Source organism: Massilia eurypsychrophila (genome assembly GCF_002760655.1).
Lineage (GTDB): Bacteria > Pseudomonadota > Gammaproteobacteria > Burkholderiales > Burkholderiaceae_D > JAFCUW01.
In genome coordinates, this window is record NZ_PDOC01000081.1 from 1 (window position 1) to 976 (window position 976).

The following is a 976-nucleotide window of genomic DNA, read 5'->3' on the forward strand; positions in this document are numbered from 1 at the left end:
TCCAATTTTTAAGTGTGTGGTAATTGACGTTGATATCGTCCGCGACTGCCTGCACGCTCCTGCCGCCACGGGAGAATACCTTGACCAGTGCTTGTTCGACAAATGCTGGGGAATGCCTTGTTCTCATGTCTGCCTCTATTTGGATAAAATCTGGAGGCGACAACTAGTCTGACACAGGGGGAGATGGAACTTACGCTCAGCGGCGTGGGCGAAGGCATGGCCTCGCTCGACACCAGCGATGGTAAAAGCGCGGCGATGGTGTATTACCTCGATCTGAAAAAGTGTACTGAATAGGGCGTGGGCGCATAACCAGATGTTGACTATTGCCACAGCGGACAGAGTAAATGAATGATTCTCACTTAAGTAGTGAGAAAATTCCTGCAATGGCTGCGGCGCTAAGGAGGCTCACTACTTGTCAAGTCCCGCTTGATCATAAACCCGCCTAACAAAAAGATCGGGCTTCAAACGCTGCCAGTCTTTCAGTGATTGAATCGGCGTCTTGCTGCCAATTGCACGCTGCGGTATGTGGTGATTGTAGAGCTTCAAATAATGCTGCAGGGTCGTCGCCAGCTCAGCCGCATTGGCGAACCTCGTCTGTTGGAGAAGTTCGCTAATGCGGCCGTTGAAGCGTTCAACCATGCCATTCGTTTGCGGGTGCCGGGGCGGCGACAGGCGGTGCTCGACGGCGATGCGGCACAGGCAATATCGAAGGCGTGCTTGCCCGTCGGCTTCTTGTCTTTGGAGGTGAGGCGGTCGGTAAATTGCGAACCGTTATCCGTCAGTATCTTGACGATTTTGATCGGCGAAGCGAGCTTTAGGCGACGCAGGAAGTCGACGCTGCTGGCCTCGGGGTTCTGTCGCGTTGTTGATCAAACGACAGAATTTCCCTAGGACGGCATTGTGCCGCTCAAACCGGACGGACTATTCCTGCCAGCACAGAAAATTGGTCGGCGAACGACATTGCATCAGCGCCGTC

At 53.7% G+C, this 976-nt stretch carries 1 protein-coding gene and 1 pseudogene; both read right to left on the minus strand.

From position 1 onward, the window contains the following. Positions 1 to 127 (minus strand): transposase (locus tag CR105_RS29615; protein ID WP_370660705.1); only part of this gene is annotated, 127 nt, incomplete at its 3' end. A 281-nt stretch (positions 128 to 408) separates the two neighbouring features. Continuing rightward, positions 409 to 848: pseudogene (locus CR105_RS27425) on the minus strand (integrase core domain-containing protein); the annotation flags it as partial. Between the last annotated feature and the right edge of the window lie 128 nt (positions 849 to 976).